Here is a 16,783-nt window from a genome sequence, read left to right as displayed (position 1 = left end):
AATTGGTAAGGGCCGCCGTTGTACAACCACTCGTCTAAGGAAGCTGCTTCCCAGATTGGGTAGAAGTGAAGACCAATGGCGTTGGATGAGGGAACAACAGCACCTGTGATGATGTTGTTACCGTACATTAAGGAACCTGCTACTGGTTCGCGGATGCCGTCGATGTCCACTGGAGGAGCAGCGATGAAGGCGATGATGTAGCAGATGGTGGCGCTGAGCAAGGTAGGAATCATCAAGACTCCGAACCAACCGATGTAAATCCGGTTGTCGGTTGATGTTACCCACTCACAAAAGCGTTCCCAGACGTTGGCGCTTTCGCGCTGCTGTAAGGTTGTTGTCATTGTTTTATGATTGCTGTATTTGGTTGTCAATGTTCGGATGATGTTTATATTATTAACGGTGTTGTTAAGGTTTGTAAAGGGGTTTGACGACAGTTAAACTGATGACTGTGATTAGGAAAGCTGATGTAAGGAGAGACAGGGGCGTAGCTGGCGGGGCCCGACGCCATTGCCCCCGCGCGAAAAGATGAAGATAGCGTGCACACGCGGCGCACCTCAACCCTAACGAACGGGAGCGCTCGGAGGCGGAGAAGGTAGAGGAACAGGAGCGAGGACAGGTGGAGAGGCAGGGATGCGAGCAGGTGGAGAAATCCTGAACTGCTGGAGTTGCTGTGGCGTGAGCGATCGCAAAATTCTCAGTCCGAGGGTGTCTCTGGAGATGCTTAAAGCGTAGGATGGCTCCAAATACGGGCGGAAATTGGATTTGTTGTTCAAATAGCTTTCCATGAAAGCTAGGCTGAGTCCGCTGAGGTAGCGGCGGGCTAAAACAGGTTCCGGCCCAATGACCTCTGGTGGTGGCAGAAAGAGGCTTTGAGGGGAATCCTCGATCGTTGAGAAGTGAGTCCCGTTGTTCATCAGCACCAGATATTTGTTGGGCGATGTCAGCCATGTGAACGGTTGAATTTGTTCGAGCAAAGCGGGGGCGACGGTATCGGCGCTGCCTGCGATTAGCATGACTGGGATTTGGATTTTGCTGAGGTTTGTTTCTCCAAGAATGCTGCTAACGATCGGGTTAACGGCGATCACAGCTTTGATGCGCGGGTCGTCGAAATTGTACTGGTTGCGCTCTAGGCCGCGGGCGCGGCACTGCAACAGTAGGGAGAGGTTCCAACTATCGTTTTCGACTCCGCAATCTTTGTCTAGCTGTGCAAAATTAATCCCCGCCCCGGCTAATGCTAAAGCCGTATAGCCCCCGAAAGACTGGCCGATGACACCGACCCGCTGCAAGTCGAGCTGCCCTTGATAGGCAGGATTGGTGGTAGAAAGTTGGGTTAAATAATCGAGCAAGTCTTTGATGTCGAGGGGGCGGTTGATAAATTCTGCTGGTTCTGCTACTTCATTCGCTCTGCCTGTTACTAAGTTTTGGATTTGTTGGGCGTTGCTGCCGGGGTGTTCGGGGACGGCGACCGCAAAGCCGTAGGAGGCTAGATGTTTGGCTAAATACTCGAAGGAAAGGCGATCGGAACCTAAACCGTGGGAAATTACTACTACTGGGGCCGGTTGCGGACTGCCTTGTGGCAGGTAAATGTCCATATCAAACGTGCGAGGGCGATTTGGACTCGTCACAGTTACCGATGATTTTTTCCAAGTATAGGGGCCCGGTAGCTGGGGCTGCAGCATTTCGGCTGGCGGTATGGCGGGTTCTGAGGCTGCTTGTGCTTCGGACAATTGAGCTACTCCGGCGATCGTCTGATTGGAACGGTTGATCAGCGATGTCAGCTCGTTGGCGATACCCAAGGCGCGGGCGATGTCAATCCTGATGCCATAGGTGGGGAATTTCCGCAGCACGTTGAGAATTGTCAGGCCTTCTGGATCTGAGGCTGCTAAAATCAGGGCGGCTCGGATGGCATAAAATCCAGGCTGCCGAGCTTTGGTTTGAATTACTCGGCCCAAGCGTCTCAGCAGCACTTCTCCTTGAGGCGTGTAAAGGAATTGGGCGATCGTCACCTGGCTGATTTCAGCTTTTGCTTGCAGGGCGGTGCGAATCTCAGCTAGCTGAGATTCTTTGACGTACTGAGCGAAGCCGTCCAAGTTTGAGTCTATTTTGCCTTCTTTGGCGAAAAGTGCCAGAGATTCGATGGGAACTGATTCTTCTAGCGGCCCGTAAGTTACGTAAATTCGCTCGGCACCCATTGCCGGTGCGGCAGTGCAAACAGCAGTGAATGCAAACAATCCTAGGTATTTTTGGGCGATCGACCGCCGAGTGCGAAGGGCAGCAGTGGAGAGGCTCGAAAACAGACAGTTCATAACTTTCACACCTAGGACTTCTAATAATTAGTCGGTGAAACGATGTAAATTGTTTCGTCAAAATTTAATGCCACAAAATCGATCTGTTGCTTCGGATGCTTCGGAAATTAGGTTATCTTGGGAAGCATAGCCAAAAAAGCAATTTTCTGACCTGACAAGACTAGCTGAAATTTAAAATTCAACACCGAGGGGTCAAACCTATTGGAATGCCCATTGATTATTTTTTCAGCTATGCAAGATATTTTCGATCAAGTTTGTAACTACAGCCTGAGTGGGAGAATTTATGATGTTCAATGCAACTGCTATCCTGATTGACGCTTTTGTGCAAGAGCTGCAGGCCGGCTACCGTCGCACCTACGGCAAGTACAAGCCTGACTACCCTGAAATTATCGCCTGGGCAGGGACTATGGCTCTGGAAAATATCGCTAACTGCGATGCTCTCTACCACAATGTGGAACACACAATGCTCGTGGCTTTGGTGGGACAAGAGATTCTCCGGGGCAAGCATATTCGCGAAGGCGGAGTGTCGCCGGAAGATTGGCTGCACTACCTAATCTCGCTGCTGTGTCACGATATCGGCTACGTCAAAGGTGTTTGCCGCCAAGACCAAGAAGCTGTGGGACTATATGCTACGGGTATTGACGGGGGCATGGTTTCTGTGCCGATCGGCGCAACTTCAGCCAGTTTAACTCCTTATCATGTCGATCGAGGCAAACTCGTAATTGACGAACGCTTCGGCGGCCACACATTAATTGATGCCGAACAAATCAAGCGCAATATTGAATTGACGCGCTTCCCAGTTCCTGCTAGCGAAACTCATCAAGACCGAAATAATTATTCTGGACTCGCTAGGGCAGCCGATTTGATCGGTCAGTTGAGCGACCCAAATTACCTACGAAAAATAAGTGCTCTGTTCTACGAATTTGAGGAAGTCGGCACTAATAAAATCTTGGGCTACAAGTCTCCGGGAGATTTGCGGCAAAATTACGCCAAGTTTTATTGGAATGGAGTTTTTCCATACATTCCAGCAGCTTTGAACTACTTGGAATTGACCCAGGGAGGCAAACAAATTATTGCCAACCTTTACGCCAACGTATTTCAGGTAGAACACGCTGAACCGCTCGCTTTCACCAAACCGAACGCTCAAGAATTCACCAAATCCCGCGCCAATAGCAACTTTAACGGCGAAAAAGATGGTGCGAATATTCAGCATTCCCTGTCCGGGGAAAACAAGAAATTTACCGAGTTTCCAGACTTAAATTTGTGATTATTTACGCCCAGAATGGGGCATCTATAAAGGCGAGTCAGTGGATTTTAAAATTGATAATTCTGTGTGATATGTTTGGCGCAACGTTCTGCTTTCAATCAGTCGAAGGATTTGAAATTTAATCCATAGATGAATCTGGGATGTTAAACAAGAGTCGAAATTTTAGGCCGACAGGCGTTGCCAGTCGGAAATTAAGTATCCGTTTTTTGGCAGCGTGATAATCAGGATAAGTTTTGATTTTTTAGTTGCTGGAGATTGGTTTTTAGCTCAAATTTAGATTAATTATCTCAAATCTAAAATTGCTCTAGCGGCAGATAGGTTGCTTGCTCCTTTTTTTTGAGCTAAAATCAAGAGTTATCATCAAAAATTTAACATAGAAAATCGAAAACCTTAAATTGATATGGCAGCAGAAATTCAGCAGCAAATTCAACAGTTGAGGCAGCAGCTACAGGAAGCTAGCTATGCTTATTATGTTCTCGATGCGCCGATTATTCCTGATGAGGTGTACGATCGACTTTATCGCCAGTTGCAAGAATTAGAATCAGATTATCCGGAATTAATTACTGCCGAAAGTCCGACTCAGCGGGTGGGAGAACAGCCTGCTACTCAATTTTTTAGCGTCAAACACAATATTCCTCTCTACAGTTTGGAAAATGCTTTTAATTTTGAGGAATTTGCTAAATGGCAGGAACGCTGGCAAAGGGTAGCACCTCCCCTAACCCCCGGTCAAGAGGGAAATGCACCCCCCCTAACCCCCCCTTATCAAGGGGGGGGACTTGATGGCAATGCACCTCTTCTAACCCCCGGTCAAGAGGGAAATGCACCCCCCCTAACCCCCCCTTATCAAGGGGGGGGACAAGAGGGAATAACATCTTCCATTAGCAATCAGGAAAATAGGGAAATTACTCCCCCCCTTAGCAAGGGGGGGCTGGGGGGGGGTTCCTATGTTTGCGAGTTAAAAATTGACGGTTCTGCTTTAGCGTTAACCTATGAAAATGGGGTTTTAGTTCGCGGTGCGACGCGGGGAGACGGCATTGCGGGAGAGGAAATTACTCAAAATGTCAAGACTATTCGCTCGATTCCTTTAAAGCTCAATTTAGATAATCCGCCGCCTGTTGTGGAAGTGCGGGGAGAGGCTTTTTTGTCTTTAGCTGTGTTTGAGGAAATTAATCGGGAACGGGAAAAAGCGGGGGAACAATTGTTTGCTAATCCTCGCAATGCTGCGGCGGGTACGCTGCGGCAGTTGGATTCTAAAATTGTGGATAAGCGACGGTTGGATTTCTTTGCTTATACTCTGCATTTAGATCAGGGTAACGAGGGTAATACGCAGTGGGATTCGTTGGAATTGTTGCGAAGAATGGGGTTTAAGGTGAATCCCAATCGCAAAATTTGCTATTCTTTGGATGAGGTTCGCGAGTATTACGAATATTGGGATACTGAGCGACGGAATTTGCCTTACATGACGGATGGGGTTGTTGTTAAGATTAATTCGGTTGGGCTGCAAAAACAATTGGGTTTTACTCAGAGGTTTCCGCGTTGGGCGATCGCCCTGAAGTATCCCGCGGCCGAAGTGCCTACAATAGTAGAATCTGTCACCGTACAAGTAGGCAGAACCGGGGCTCTGACTCCTGTAGCGGAACTCAAACCAGTACAGTTGGCGGGAACGACGGTTTCGCGGGCTTCTCTCCATAATAGCGATCGACTTTCCGACCTAAATCTCCATATTGGCGATACTGTGATTGTCAGAAAAGCTGGGGAAATTATACCAGAAGTTGTGCGAGTTTTACCGGAATTGCGTCCCCAAAATGCTCAACTTTTCCAAATGCCTAGTTGCTGTCCCGAATGCGAACAGCCTGTGGTTCGGGAAAAGGGGGAGGCCGTTACTCGCTGCATCAATACATCTTGTCCGGCAATTTTGAGGGGTTCGCTGATTCATTTTTGCAGCCGGGATGCTCTGGATATTAACGGTGTTGGCGAAAAGTTGGTGCAGCAGATGGTTGATAGCAATCTGGTGCATTCTGCGGCGGATTTGTACGATTTGACTGCGGAAAGATTGATGAGTTTGGAACGGATGGGCAAGAAGTTAGCAGAAAAGTTGGTAAGTGCGATCGCCCAATCGAAAAATCAACCTTATTCGCGCGTACTTTACGGCTTGGGCATCCGCCACGTCGGCAGCGTGAATGCTCAATTGCTAACAGAAAGGTTTGCAAATGTGGAAGAGTTAGCAGGAGTATCGGCGGCCTCGATTGAGGGCGTTTACGGCATCGGGCCGGAAATTGCTCAAGCTGTTTATCAGTGGTTTCGAGTGCCGGCTAATCAAAGTTTAATTGCACGGTTGAAAACTGCGGGATTGCAATTGCAGTCAGAAGTAAAAAATCCCAATTTAGCCAGCACAAATTTACAACTTGCAGGCAAAAGCTTTGTGCTTACCGGAACTTTGCCCACTTTGAAAAGAGATGAAGCTAAAGATTTGATTCAAAAAGCAGGAGGTAAAGTCACAAGTTCTGTGAGTGCTAAAACTGATTATGTGGTTGTGGGAGAAGATGCAGGTTCTAAGTTAGAAAAGGCTCAATCTTTGGGGATAAAACTACTTTCGGAATCGGAGTTATTAGAACTGCTATCGAGACCATAAATGATTGGTGAAAGTCAATATATCTCTCTTTTTTCTTTCTCTGCGCCCTCTGCGCCCTCTGCGGTTCGTAAAAAAGCTGATTCACTTGAGCCGTTTTCCGAGAACATCGCCAACCATTCTATTTCCCTAGGTGGAAAATAGCCCCTCGCGAATTGGGCAATACCTCAAAAGGCATAGAAATTGCGCTCGCACTTGGTCAATATACCTACTTCCCCGGCGGTGCTGCCCGCATCGGTTGTCGGTACTGGCTAGTTTTGCTAAAATTTGATAAAGTTTGCAATAGCGATCGCAACTGCCCGCTTAGCCAAATCCCAGCAATCATAGGAGATACATTATGTCTGAAATTCCAGCAGAACAAACACAAACAAACTTGACAACTCCAGAAATAACTACCGAAAGCTCCATTTCTGGAGTGGAAAACGTGAAAAATAGTTTGGGAAACGTCCTAAATAGTTGGAAGTTGAAAGCAGGATTAGCCGTTGCTGTACTTTTGGGAGTTTTGCTATTTGCTTTCTACTGGCAGCATATGATTGCAGTGGTAGGTATGAAGAGTTGGTCGGCGCGATCGGGAGCTAACCCGATCGAATGTATGGTAAGAGATACTAATAATGACGAGTATGTCAGTTGCAGCGCCCTCCTCGATCAGCAGATTGTCCCTCTTGAGTGCAGTTCGAGTTTGTTCAATATCGGCTGTCGAGTCAATTACGGAACTGCTGCACCAAATCCGAGACAAGTCAACCCTAGATAGAGCATCTGCGGGTTAGAGATGATTGTTCAATGAACAGATTTGCTGCTTAAAATATGGGACTTACAAAAAAAATCTCACCGTAAAAATACTCCACCAATAAGGATGAGAAAACTTTTGTTTTTCTCGTTGTAAATTAGCAGGTAATGAAAGTTACCTGCTATTGCCATGAGGTAATCTGTGATAGATGATGTGCGCCAGTATATTAATGTGAAGATTTCACATTTAGCATGGGTATCAAAGCATCCTCAGCTACTATAATAGATCAGTGCGCTCGCCCCTCATGATTGCTGACTATCTTTAATAACATTTTCTTCTATCATTGAAACCTGAAAATGATCGAGATTAATGGCTACGAGATTCTCACTCAAATCTACGAAAGTATCAACTCCACCGTTTATCGAGGCATCCGCCAACAGCACAACTAAGCCGTCATCTTTAAATTCCTCAAAGAAGACTATCCTACCCCCCTCCGCAGGGTAAACGCATCTTAACTTTAACCCAACATATGTTACAATTAAATCCGAGTAAATTTTAATGTAGTTTATTGTAGTTTATTGGTGCTATCAAGGGCCAGAGGTTTTAGTAAAGCTGTAAATTCCCGACAAAAACAAATAGATTCATTGGCTTACCTGAATATTTTAAATGCCAGTTTTTTAGAAGATTTTGCCAAGTTGAAGAACCCAAGAATAGAAAGAAGTCAATAACATTTGCTCAAAGATATTAGATCTATTGCGATTTTAGCTGTCATCAGCGGTGTCGACTGATGGGCAGGAATATAAGCTTATGGTAATGCCAAATATGAATGGTTGAAAAGCTTTATATAATTACCGAATGGTATCATCTCATGACAAGTTTAGTCTCCTTATTTGCCAGAATTGAACCGCCGCAGTTTCAAAAATGTTTTTTGAGTTAGGTAAATGCGATAGTCCGGGAAGTCTAACTAGAAGTGATTGCCATTGATGGCAAAACAATGAAACAATCTTATGACCGCAATGACCAGCAAAAAGTGCTACATATAGTTACTGCCTAGTCTTCATCTCATCAATTATTTTTAGGCAAAAAAGGGGATAAAATTTTTCATGAGCTAACAGCAAATCTTAAGGTTCTGATTTCATCTGCTCAATTCGGGTGAAAATTAAGAATTTCAAGAAGGTTTTTTTAGTTGTTTAGTAATTTACAAATTCACGCTTTTGTCACATTAATTGAAATGTGTTGGCCCTGATTATATGATGACTTTTCTCAACTCCTTGTGTAAAGCTTGATTGAGATTCTCTTACCCTGAAGATTGTGTTTAAAGTGCGATCGTATTTATTTCTACTATTTTTACTCCTCAAAATTTCTCATGTCAATAGGAGCAGCCTATTTTTGGCGATCGAATAATTAGGAATAAAAAAATGAAATGTATGTTTTTAATTACTATGCTTTACGTAAAAACAGTTTTTTTACTAGGAATCAGGCGCGGGAAATGAAACTTGGTTTCTTTTTTTGACTTTCACTGCTTCCCTGACCCAATTACCTTAAAAAACCGGGTTAAAGCGTCCGGGACTGTTGGTGAAAATATGGCACAGAACGCGAGGTTTATGGGTTTAAAAAAGTCTGAATTTTAGTCAAGACTACGTAAGTAGCACTCGCCTATTATACAGCTTGCTTAGATTGGCAAAAAACTCGCTCAAATTCCTACTCGCGGCCGCTGCCGCTTATTTTTGCATCCGGCGAGCAGCTTGCAGCGCGCTTTGAGGAGCAACTAACCGAACAGCCGAGTTTCTCTCAAAAACTTTATATTTTATGGATTAACTTTACTAAAACTTTATAAACCGCGAGCAAAAATTTTATGTATTTTTGATGAAAGCCAATATTTGCAAGTCTTACACTCAACTTGAGAGCGTTACCGAAACCAAGTAAATGTAGTAGGTTGGAAGTCTACGCAGGATGAAAATCTTGCTCTGACAGATTAAACTATGCCAGTCTGGTGTCAGTGAAAACTCTTAGAAGAAGCACTCATTTACTCCAAAACACCCTTAAGTGACATCTGTATGTATATTCACTGGTGTGGAGCCTCTTCTTTAGGTTTGACGATCGCCCTAAATATAGCAGGCTCGCGATCGTCTATTCGCGTCACGGCAACATGGCATTTAGGGCATTTTCCGCCTTACTACCTAACAATACTGGAGGAATCAGGGTTATGACTACCTTAACGCTAGTCAAAAAAACATCTTTTACAGTCGCCAGCTTGGCAACCACAATGTTGCTCAGCATCTGCACGCCCGTCCGAGCTTTCACGTTTGGCACTGCCGGCATCCAGTTCGATCAAGATACCAATATAAACTTTTCATTCGACCGATCTCGCAGCCCTTACCAGTCAAACTTGTGGGTTGCCCAAGCTGAGCCAGAAAACAATGGCTACACCAACATCGCTAGACTGTTTTACGAGACTAAAGCTTCAGATAACGGCTCTGCCAACAACTGGGAAGGAACCTTCGGCAACGCAGTCACCTCCGAAAACGGCTCCATCACCCAAACCTTCAGATTTTTGAAGAATCAAACTTATGCCCTGCTGCTGTGGAGCGACACGGGTAGTGGCAACTCTCGCGAGCAATACGTCTCGTCAAGCACCTTCATGAACAGCACCCTATGGTGGACCCCCGACACCCAGTTCCGAAGAGATGAATGTGGGGTGGCCGGATGTCAGCTTGCTGTGTTTGGTAACTTTATGCTCAACCCCAACTCCAGCGACTCATTTACAAACATCAACGGCGGTAAAGGCCCAGAGCAATTTTCATCCCTCACAATGGCCCAACTGGCTAATGGCACACAAATCTCCTTCGACGATTTGCACGATGCCAAACCAGGAACCGGGCTTGACTTCAAAGACTTCACCGTGTCGGCTCAGTCAGTCCCCGAACCAGTCCCCGGACCAGTCCCCGAACCAGTCCCCGAACCAGTCCCCGAACCAGTCACAGTATTCGGGACTATGCTGGGTATCGGGGCTTTGGCTGCGACTCGCAGAAAAAAAAAGCGAGGGCAGGAACCCTAAAAATGACTCTTAACGAGCCCCATACAAATCTAAATAGTGCGTCTGTTCAGTGGTAATCTGAGGAATAGCATTTCTAAATGTTAAGACTTTTTCCATAACGGGAAAAATAGCATCCTAACAAAGGCACTATTCATGGTATCCACCGCAACAAAAACGAACGTAGGCTACATCACCCAAATCATTGGGCCGGTTGTAGACGTAAAATTCCCAGGCGGCAAACTGCCCCAAATCTATAACGCTCTCACGATTTCCGGCAAAAACGAAGCAGGTCAAGACATTGCCGTTACCTGCGAAGTTCAGCAACTGCTCGGAGACAGCCAAGTGCGTGCAGTTTCCATGAGTACCACCGACGGCTTGGTGCGTGGCATGGAAGTAGTAGATACCGGGGCATCGATCCAAGTTCCCGTCGGAATCCCAACTCTCGGCCGGATTTTTAACGTCATCGGCCAACCCGTAGACAACCTCGGCCCGGTCAATACTTCCGAAAGTATGCCCATCCACCGCAACCCGCCGGCTTTCACCGAACTGGAAACCAAGCCTTCGGTGTTTGAAACGGGGATCAAGGTGATTGACCTGCTGGCCCCCTACCGTCGCGGCGGCAAAATCGGTTTGTTCGGCGGCGCAGGCGTCGGCAAAACGGTGATTATGATGGAACTCGTGAACAACATCGCCAAGGCTCACGGCGGCGTGTCCGTGTTCGGTGGTGTGGGCGAGCGCACCCGCGAAGGTAATGACCTCTACAAAGAAATGATCGAGTCGGGGGTTATTAACGAAGAAGACCGCAGCAAATCAAAAATTGCTCTGGTTTACGGTCAAATGAACGAGCCGCCTGGTGCTCGGATGCGCGTGGGCCTGTCGGCTCTGGCGATGGCCGAATACTTCCGTGATGTCAGCAAGCAAGACGTGCTGCTGTTCATTGACAATATCTTCCGGTTTGTGCAAGCGGGTTCTGAGGTATCGGCTTTGTTGGGTCGGATGCCTTCGGCTGTGGGATATCAGCCGACTCTCGGTACAGACATGGGCGACTTGCAAGAACGGATTACTTCGACTACCGAAGGTTCGATTACTTCGGTTCAAGCTGTGTACGTACCTGCGGATGACTTGACTGACCCCGCACCGGCTACGACTTTTGCTCACTTGGACGCTACAACTGTGTTGTCTCGCGGTTTGGCTGCGAAGGGGATTTATCCTGCTGTTGACCCGCTGGATTCTACGTCTACGATGTTGCAAGTTAGCGTTGTCGGCGAAGAGCACTATGGTGTTGCTCGTCAGGTGCAGTCAACTCTGCAACGCTACAAGGAATTGCAAGACATTATTGCAATTTTGGGCTTGGATGAGCTGTCTGAAGATGACCGCTTGACCGTTTCTCGCGCTCGCAAAATTGAACGGTTCTTGTCTCAACCGTTCTTTGTGGCTGAAGTGTTCACCGGTTCCCCCGGCAAGTACGTCAAGCTGGCAGACACCATTAAGGGCTTCCAGATGATTTTGGCTGGTGAACTTGATGATTTACCGGAACAAGCTTTCTATTTGGTGGGCGATATCAACGAGGCGATCGCCAAAGCTGAAAAAATGAAAGCTGACGCCAAGTAATTTTAGTCATTAGTCATTAGTCATTAGTCATTGGTCATTAGTTGTTAACAGTTAAAAGTTAACAGTTAACAACTAAGTGACTGATGATAGCCGACGGCTGACTAATGACTAATTACTAATGACTGCTGACTGCTGACTGCTGACTAATGACTAATGACTAAGGACAATTTATGACATTAACTGTGCGCGTAGTGGCCCCAGACAAAACTGTTTGGGATTCTAATGCTGAAGAAGTAATTCTGCCGAGCACCACAGGCCAACTGGGTATTTTAAGCGGTCACGCTCCAATGTTGACAGCTTTGGATACCGGAGTGATGCGCGTCCGTCCCGGCAAGGAATGGGTGTCTATTGCTCTGATGGGTGGCTTTGCAGAAATCCAAGAAAACAAAGTTACTATTCTTGTCAACGGCGCTGAAAAAGGCGAAACCATTGATAAAGAAGCTGCTCGTACTGCTTACACCGAGGCAGAAGCTCGTTTGGAAAAGGCTACTAGCGGCACTTTGCAAGAGCAAATTCAAGCTAAGCAAGCAATCAAACGCGCGAGAGCTCGTTTCCAAGCTGCTGGCGGCACGCTCTAGCTCTAAGGTTAAGGACATAGTGCTTTTGTAGTAGGGACACAACAATGTTGTGTCCCTACTGTTTTTCTCGCGTTGTGTCCCTAATGTTTCGCTAAACTCCCGCCTCGGACAATAGAGATTGCATTGTTTCCCAAGATAACCCCTGCTGAAGATAGCGGGGGTTATTTGGATTGTAGGGACTCTCCACGCGATCGACACTGACAATTTTTGCTTCCTCCGGCAAAACAGGAACATCTGGATCGAAAGCGGTCGATCGCGTCAGGGAGCTAGAAAAGCCTTTAAAAATAGCAATTTCATCGAATTCGCCGTCAATTTCGGCCTTAACGATTAAAACTTCGTGCGATCGTTTTACCGTGTATTGTTCCAAGCGACGAGCAATAGAGTCAGCCATAGCAAATCTCACTTTCCTGAAATCTGCTATAATATAGCTTAATTTTGTGGCTAATTTCAGGGACAGCCCGCTAAATTTTTATTTTTAATTCGACCTTTTTTAACCGCAGGAAGTAAGCACAAATCATATAAATTTTGTAAAAAACATCTGCAATATTTCCCGTCGGCAAAACTTACTTGTTCAATATTTTACAGCATATTCTATGTAGATTTAGTATGGAGAAACCGGGTTTCGATCAACCGAATCAGTACCAAATGGGAGAACTGTAAAGAAACCCCGTGAGAGCGCGGTTTAATTCATCAACCTAGAATATTCTGTATGATGCAGAAACAGAACAAAGGATTCAACTAAAACAGGCAAATGCTGCTGAATTTCAAAAATGTCTGGAGCTTTATTTCTAGAAAAATTTTCCTGAGACGCAAAAATTATTCAATAAGATTTGCGAAAGAAAGCCTCAAGATAAGTTAGCAGCAATTTACTCTCAGCGCTCTCTAAAGAATGGAATGTCTGGAGTGCCTGAAGGATAGTGGGGGATAGAAGCTTTGGATGAAAAGTAGTGATACAGATATATTGTATGTCAACATCGGTAGGGACAAAGAAATGCCTTGTCTGGCGCGGAGAGTAGCACACGGGAATCCCGTGTCTCTACGGTTCGCTTTGACTTTTAATAATTTGGTATAAGATGAAATATTGTAGAAACGAGATCGGCTCTTCCTTGTGTAAGTTGTGTTTAAGTACAAAATGGTTTATAATGCTTACCAGCGGTAAGGACTCGCTCCAAGTATTAACTGGGTTTTTCAACCTAAACTAATGTTATGTCCACTCCTTCTCTCAAGCACTTAGTGGGAAAACTTTCAAGAAAAGCAACGCTGCAAACCGTACTCATAGTTCCGTTTGTCTTGCAAGTATTTGCAGCGGTGGGTATTGTAGGATATTTATCATTTAGGAACTCTCAAAGAGCAGTGAATGACCTGGCGGATCAATTGATGGGGGAGGTGAGCAATCGCATTGAGCAAAATTTGAGAACTTATCTGCAAACTCCGCACCAAATCAATCAAAGCAAGCTGGATGCGGTGAAACTGGGTTTTGTAAACATGAAAGACTTGTCCGCTTGGGAAAAGTATCTGTGGCGACAAGTGCAATTATATCCTTATATCAATTTTACGTCGATCGCTAATCAAGATGGAGAATATCGCACTGGCGAAAAGATGTCTAACGGCACTTTATTGATTAACGCATCGGGCCCATCGACAAATTTTGATTTTTATTCTTACAATACTAATGATACGGGCGATCGCACTACAGTAGCCGCCGCCGTTAAAAACTTCGACATCCGGCAGCACCCTTCCTACGCCTATGCAGCTTTAGAAGCCAAACCAACTTGGAGCTCAGTCTATATATCCTTCCTAGAACCCACCTTGATTCTCAGCGCCCTGCAACCAGTTTACAACAGCCAGAAACAGCTAGAAGGAGTATTAATTGCTGCGTTACGTCTCGACAGTATCGGTCAATTTTTAAACAGCCTCAAAATAGGTAAATCTGGTCAAACATTTATTATCGAAAGAAACGGCACGCTGCTGGCAACTTCCACACCCGAAAAACCTTTCCGCAGCCAAAACGGTCAAAAAGAACTGTTTAAAGTTACAGAAAGCAGCGATGCAGTAACGCAAACTACAGCTAAATATTTAGAAACTCACTTTCAAAACTTACACCAAATTACAAAAGCCCAGCAAATAAATGTTGAGATAAACGACCAGAAGAAATTTTTAAAAGTCCTGCCCTTCCAAGACGACAAGGGTTTAGATTTGCTGATTGTAGTCGTCGTTCCAGAAGCCGACTTTATGGAACAAATTCATGCCGGCAACCGAACTACAGTTTTGCTATGCTTGGCAGCTTTGGGCATGGCAACTGTGTTAGGGCTTCTCACTTCTCGCTGGATTATCAAACCTCTTATAAAATTAAAAAATGCAGCAATAGCTTTATCTGAAGGACAATTTGACCAAACTGTAAAGCTTGATCGCTCCGACGAGTTGGGCGTACTTGCCGCTGCTTTTAACAGCATGGCAGCACAACTGCAAGCATCTTTTACTGCCTTAGAAACTAAAAATATCGAATTGCAGCGACTCGACAAACTGAAAGACGAATTTTTAGCCAATACTTCCCACGAACTCCGCACTCCCCTCAACGGCATTATTGGGATTGCAGAATCTTTAATAGACGGTGCTACCGGACAACTGCCAGACTCAACAAATTTTAACTTAGCTTTGATTACATCTTCAGGGAAAAGATTGTCTTCTTTAATTAACGATCTTCTGGATTTTTCTCAGCTCAAACACAAAAAGCTCGAACTGCAAATTAAGTCCATCGGCCTTCGAGAAATCGTCTCTGTAATTCTCACTTTGTCTCAGCCATTAGTAGGAAAAAAAAACTTGCAGTTGATTAACTCAGTCGCTCCTGAATTGCCGCCAATAGCAGCAGACGAGAATCGGTTGCAGCAAATACTTTACAACTTAATCGGCAATGCGATTAAATTTACCGAAAGTGGCAGAGTAGAAATTTCAGCAGAATTGGTAACTGGCAAGGCACAATCACCCCTTAATTCCCAATTAGCAATTACTGTATCCGACACCGGTATTGGCATCCCCGAAGATAAATTAGAGCGAATTTTTGAATCCTTTGAACAAGCTGACGGTTCCACTGCTAGAGAATATGGCGGCACTGGTTTAGGGTTAACGGTTGCCCAACAATTAGTGGAATTGCACGGAGGTAAAATTTGGGTATCTTCAACTGTAGGCGTCGGTTCCCAATTCATATTTACTTTGCCCGTATCTGAGAGTCAACCGGATGTTAGCAGGCTGCAGCCGCTTTTAAGCGAGAATTCTCCCATTTTTCTCACTCCTGAATTGGGTCGCCAATCATCTCTAATAAATTCTCCGATCTCAGACAATAGCGACTTGCTAGAAACTGAAAAAATAAAAGTTTTGGTAGTCGATGATGAACCCATTAATATTCAGGTTATCATTAACAGTCTTTCTATAGAAAACTACGAAATAACTCAAGCGAGCAACGGCTTAGAAGCTGTAAATCTGATTGAATCAGGATTTAAGCCGGACTTAATTTTACTCGATGTAATGATGCCGCAGATGACGGGTTATGAAGTGTGTCGAGAAGTCCGCAAAAAATACTCGCCGTTAGAAATGCCGATTCTGATGCTGACGGCCAAAAATCTAACTACCGACTTGGTAGAAGCTTTTAACTTAGAAGCAAATGATTATGTAACTAAACCTTTTATCAAAAAGGAATTGTTGGCGAGAATTAATACGCAAATTCGCCTAGCAAAACTGAATGCAGCCTACGGCAGGTTTGTGCCACACGATTTTCTAAACTTGCTGGAAAAGCCGAGTATTATTGAAGTAAAACTAGGCGAAAATCAGGAAAGAGATATGACAGTGCTGTTTGCTGATATTCGCTCGTTTACGGCGCTTTCAGAACAGATGACACCACCTGAAAATTTTGCATTTATTAATACTTATTTGGGAAAGGTTAGCCCTGCCATCAGGAAAAACAACGGGTTTATTGACAAATACATTGGTGATGCAGTGATGGCACTGTTTCCTACATCTCCTGATGATGGTGTACGAGCAGCAATTGATATGCAGAAAGAAGTGAATATCTACAACCAGCAGCGAGAAAAAAATGGCTTGTTTCCGATCGCGATCGGCGTCGGTTTGCACGCGGGCAATTTGATGTTGGGTACAATTGGCGAACGAGAACGGATGGAAAGTACGGTGATTGCTGATGCCGTCAATCTCGCGTCTCGTTTGGAAGGATTGACTAAGGTTTACGGATCGGGCATTCTAGTTAGCGGTGCAATTATCGATCGCCTAGACGATCCAGAAAAATATAAGTACAGATTTGTCGATCGAGTAACGGTGAAAGGAAAGACAAATGCTGTGTCGGTGTTTGAAATTTACGATACAGAAACAGAGGAAAGCATTGTACTCAAGCAGCAAACGGCGGAGGTTTTTCAAGAAGCCCTCAATTTTTACTACGAGCAAAAATTTGTTGCCGCCCAAAAAGTATTTCAAAACATTTTACAAATCAATCCGGACGATCGGGTAGCAATGCTGTATTTCAAACGCTCTCGCAAGTATCGAATGTACGGAGCCCCAGAGGGGTGGTCTGGGGTGGAAACTTCGACGGAAAAATAGGGCGCACACTGCACGCCCTACTCTCT

The 16,783-nt window shown here is 45.2% G+C and carries 10 protein-coding genes and 1 pseudogene; 8 read left to right on the top strand and 3 right to left on the bottom strand.

Features of this window, described 5'->3' with window-relative positions; genetic code table 11:
- Both Q5691_RS18740 and Q5691_RS18735 read right to left on the bottom strand, forming a co-directional pair.
- Positions 1 to 341: pseudogene (locus tag Q5691_RS18740) on the bottom strand (photosystem II q(b) protein); the annotation flags it as partial.
- Positions 342 to 560: 219 nt separating this feature from the next.
- Entirely contained in the window at positions 561 to 2,306 is a 1,746-nt protein-coding gene (locus Q5691_RS18735; RefSeq protein WP_333209622.1) for an alpha/beta hydrolase, read from the bottom strand.
- A 286-nt stretch (positions 2,307 to 2,592) separates the two neighbouring features.
- On the opposite strand from Q5691_RS18735, the gene Q5691_RS18730 reads away from it, so the two are divergent.
- The 7 genes from Q5691_RS18730 to atpC all read left to right on the top strand — a co-directional run bounded on the left by Q5691_RS18730 (position 2,593) and on the right by atpC (position 12,155).
- Positions 2,593 to 3,573 (top strand): Npun_R2479 family HD domain-containing metalloprotein, encoded by a 981-nt coding sequence (locus Q5691_RS18730; protein WP_333209756.1) that lies wholly within the window; start codon positions 2,593 to 2,595, stop codon positions 3,571 to 3,573.
- 400 nt (positions 3,574 to 3,973) lie between these two features.
- Positions 3,974 to 6,205 (top strand): NAD-dependent DNA ligase LigA, encoded by a 2,232-nt coding sequence (gene ligA, locus Q5691_RS18725; protein WP_333308790.1) that lies wholly within the window; start codon positions 3,974 to 3,976, stop codon positions 6,203 to 6,205.
- Positions 6,206 to 6,539: 334 nt separating this feature from the next.
- Positions 6,540 to 6,953 (top strand): hypothetical protein, encoded by a 414-nt coding sequence (locus tag Q5691_RS18720; protein WP_333082927.1) that lies wholly within the window; start codon positions 6,540 to 6,542, stop codon positions 6,951 to 6,953.
- Between the two features lie 2,033 nt (positions 6,954 to 8,986).
- Entirely contained in the window at positions 8,987 to 9,139 is a 153-nt protein-coding gene (locus Q5691_RS18715; protein ID WP_333209626.1) for a hypothetical protein, read from the top strand.
- The gene (locus Q5691_RS18710) at positions 9,136 to 9,987 is read left to right on the top strand and encodes a PEP-CTERM sorting domain-containing protein (RefSeq protein WP_333346242.1); all 852 of its coding nucleotides are present in this window, start codon (positions 9,136 to 9,138) and stop codon (positions 9,985 to 9,987) included. Before Q5691_RS18715 ends, Q5691_RS18710 begins: the two co-directional genes overlap by 4 nt.
- Before the next feature lie 132 nt (positions 9,988 to 10,119).
- Positions 10,120 to 11,577 carry a F0F1 ATP synthase subunit beta gene (atpD, locus tag Q5691_RS18705; protein WP_333209629.1) on the top strand — a complete coding sequence of 486 codons (1,458 nt, stop codon included), beginning with the start codon at positions 10,120 to 10,122 and terminating at the stop codon, positions 11,575 to 11,577.
- Positions 11,578 to 11,747: 170 nt separating this feature from the next.
- Positions 11,748 to 12,155: an ATP synthase F1 subunit epsilon gene (gene atpC, locus Q5691_RS18700; RefSeq protein WP_006635885.1), complete on the top strand. Its 408-nt coding sequence runs from the start codon at positions 11,748 to 11,750 to the stop codon at positions 12,153 to 12,155.
- A 91-nt stretch (positions 12,156 to 12,246) separates the two neighbouring features.
- Here the strand turns inward: atpC and Q5691_RS18695 are convergent, their stop codons facing one another.
- Positions 12,247 to 12,546, bottom strand: coding sequence for a DUF7734 family protein (locus tag Q5691_RS18695; protein WP_333075195.1), 300 nt, complete (start codon positions 12,544 to 12,546; stop codon positions 12,247 to 12,249).
- Positions 12,547 to 13,361: 815 nt separating this feature from the next.
- On the opposite strand from Q5691_RS18695, the gene Q5691_RS18690 reads away from it, so the two are divergent.
- Entirely contained in the window at positions 13,362 to 16,757 is a 3,396-nt protein-coding gene (locus tag Q5691_RS18690) for an ATP-binding protein (RefSeq protein ID WP_333308787.1), read from the top strand.
- Positions 16,758 to 16,783 lie beyond the last annotated feature (26 nt).

Source organism: Microcoleus sp. w1-18aA5 (assembly GCF_036701705.1).
In the GTDB taxonomy this organism is placed as follows: domain Bacteria; phylum Cyanobacteriota; class Cyanobacteriia; order Cyanobacteriales; family Microcoleaceae; genus Microcoleus.
Note: the sequence above shows the minus strand (reverse complement) of the source record. Positions and strands in the feature narration are given on the sequence as shown.